This window comes from Bradyrhizobium sp., assembly GCF_019242285.1.
Classification (GTDB): Bacteria; Pseudomonadota; Alphaproteobacteria; order Rhizobiales; family Xanthobacteraceae; genus Bradyrhizobium.
The window spans coordinates 1-2,371 of the sequence record NZ_JAFAVV010000700.1 but is presented as its reverse complement, the minus strand read 5'-3'; the positions used below and the strand labels follow the sequence as shown (position 1 = coordinate 2,371).

Here is a 2,371-nt window from a genome sequence, read left to right as displayed (position 1 = left end):
CAGCATGGGGAACTTGCGGATCTCGGAGAGATACCGAGACAGACCGGATTCTCCGTTGAGAACCGGCAAGGTAGCTGTACGGGCCATTCGTGCGCCCTCCAGTTTGTTCAGGCCCCCGATAGCGGCGGGCCAGGCAGGCGGCCGCTGCGTTAAAGCCGGCCAGCTTGCGATGTTCCGCGTCGGTTATCTGACGCAGATGCAACATACACCAAAACAGGGCTGATTTGGAAGGATTGCAGGCGTCACGTAACCGTGTGGCTGCCATAACCTGCTGGAATGGCTAAAGTTTTCCGAAGGTCCTGCGTCATAGCGCCGCTTGCAGCTTGAGCTTCAAAGTAAGCAAATTCTGCGGCAGGGCCGCTTCCCAATGCATAATTTCACCGCTCGAAGGGTGCTCGAATACCAGAAGATATGCATGTAGTGCCTGCCGGGCGAGGGCGGACAGCGCCGCCTGTGATTCGAGGCCGAGCTGGTTCGCCTTGGTCTTGAAATGGGGACCGTAGACGGCGTCCCCCAGCAGGGGATGGCCGATATGGGCCAGATGCACCCGGATCTGATGGGTGCGGCCAGTCTCGAGCCGGCATTCGAGCAGGGAGGCGACCGGCCGGCCGTCGGCGCCGTTGAACGTTTCCCGCACCTCCCAATGGGTCACGGCCTCGCGGCCGCCCTCGCGCACCGCCATCTTCTCCCGGGCGTGCGGATGGCGGTCGATCGGGGCGTCGACGGTGCCGTGCGGCCGGCTCGGGACGCCCCAGGCAAAGGCGAGATAGCCGCGCTCGAGGGCGCCGGTCCTGCCATGGTCGGCGAACTGCGCGGTCAGCGACTGATGCGCCCGGTCGTTCTTGGCCGCGACCAGAAGTCCGGACGTGTCCTTGTCCAGCCGGTGCACGATGCCGGGCCGGCGGACGCCGCCGATACCGGACAGGCTCGTCCCGCAATGGGCGATCAGCGCATTCACCAGCGTTCCCGTGGCGTGGCCGGCGGCCGGGTGCACGACGAGGCCGGCCGGCTTGTCGATGACGATGATGTCGTCGTCCTCATGGACGATGTCGAGCGCGATGCGCTCGCCCTGCGGCTCGGCCGGGGCGGGTTCCGGCAGGTCGATTATGATCGTATCGCCGGTGCCTACATGATAAGCGGGATCGCGGACCGGCGCGGTTCCGATCCTCACCTGGCCGGCGAGGATCAGCGCCTTCAGCCGCGAGCGCGACAGGTCCGGGCAACGGGTGGCCAGTACCCGGTCGAGCCGGGGCGAGCCCTCGTCGCCGACGACGGTGACCTCGAGCTGGTCCGCGCCAGTATCCGCGTTCCGAACTTCACCATCCATCGCCGCGGCTGCACCAGTTTGAGACGAGCCTTGCATGACCGAAACCACGTTTCCCGAACCGACTCCCGAGCAGGCCGCGCTGATGGCGCGGGTGCGGCGGATGATGCTGATCGCGGGCCTGACCACGATGCTGGCGATCTCGGCCGTGCTGGTCGCCATCGGCTATCGCCTTTTTCACGCCGAGGAAAGCGCAAGCGCATCGACCGACGTCACCGCAGCGCTGCCCACCGGCGCCCGCATCACTGCCACCGCGGTCTCAGGCGACCGGCTGGTCGTGACAGTGGATATGGGTGGGGCGACCGAGATCCGCACCTTCGACGCCCATACCCTGAGGCCGGCGGGAAGGCTCCGGTTCGTGACGATGCCATGAGGGTGGCGTTTGCGTGGTGAGGGCGGAGTGGCGAGCCCCGGTCTCCTGATATTGCCCATGTGCGCGACCGCCCATGCCTCAGCCGCCTTGCGGGAAACGCAATTCGAGGCTATTCACCTCCGGCTACCTGCTCCCTTCGTCTAGCGGTTAGGACGCGGCCCTCTCAAGGCTGAAACAGGGGTTCGATTCCCCTAGGGAGCGCCAGAAACTTCAATGACTTAGATTGGAGTTGGAGAAGTCGTCGAATATCCGTCGAATAAGCGTCGAGGAACGTTGGCGAACACCGCCGCCCTATCAAAAATCAACTGCTGCTCATGCCTTCTTCCATCGCCACCTAAAGTGCGTCGCCTCCGACGCGCTGACCGCCCGTTTGCTTGCGCTGGCTGTCGCGCATGTGGGAAGACAACCTCCGCGAGCGGCGCAGTTGAGTGCTATTCGAAGGCAAGCGATCATTGCCCGAAAATGGCGAGGTCCTAACTCCAAAGCACCAGACTACGAATCTGAGGGTCGGACGTTCGAATCGTTCCGGGCGCGCCATTTAGCTCAATGTCCAGCCCGGACAGATGGGTAACAGATCGTACCTAAGACATGGGTGACAACCTCGTGCCGATCGGGTTGTCGAGGGGTTTCACGGTCGTTTACTCCAAGGTCGATCCAGTCTGACGCCAATCGGG

General features: G+C 63.9%; 2 protein-coding genes, 2 tRNA genes and 1 pseudogene. 3 read left to right on the top strand and 2 right to left on the bottom strand.

From position 1 onward, the window contains the following. Positions 1-87: pseudogene (locus JOY90_RS28295) on the bottom strand (RNA polymerase factor sigma-32); the annotation flags it as partial. A gap of 217 nt (positions 88-304) precedes the next feature. Continuing rightward, complete coding sequence (locus JOY90_RS28290) at positions 305-1,327, bottom strand: RluA family pseudouridine synthase (protein WP_291694391.1); 1,023 nt, start codon at positions 1,325-1,327, stop codon at positions 305-307. A gap of 34 nt (positions 1,328-1,361) precedes the next feature. On the opposite strand from JOY90_RS28290, the gene JOY90_RS28285 reads away from it, so the two are divergent. The 3 genes from JOY90_RS28285 to JOY90_RS28275 all read left to right on the top strand — a co-directional run bounded on the left by JOY90_RS28285 (position 1,362) and on the right by JOY90_RS28275 (position 2,234). Further along, positions 1,362-1,697, top strand: coding sequence for a hypothetical protein (locus JOY90_RS28285; protein WP_291694390.1), 336 nt, complete (start codon positions 1,362-1,364; stop codon positions 1,695-1,697). Positions 1,698-1,826: 129 nt separating this feature from the next. Further along, positions 1,827-1,901, top strand: a tRNA-Glu gene (locus JOY90_RS28280). 261 nt (positions 1,902-2,162) lie between these two features. Continuing rightward, positions 2,163-2,234 (top strand) — tRNA-Arg (locus JOY90_RS28275). Positions 2,235-2,371 lie beyond the last annotated feature (137 nt).

Bases quoted from the DNA above. Each gene is read 5' to 3' on its own strand.
- JOY90_RS28290 (WP_291694391.1), bottom strand. From the start codon at position 1,327: ATGGATGGTGAAGTTCGGAACGCGGATACTGGCGCGGACCAGCTCGAG.
- JOY90_RS28285 (WP_291694390.1), top strand. From the start codon at position 1,362: ATGACCGAAACCACGTTTCCCGAACCGACTCCCGAGCAGGCCGCGCTG.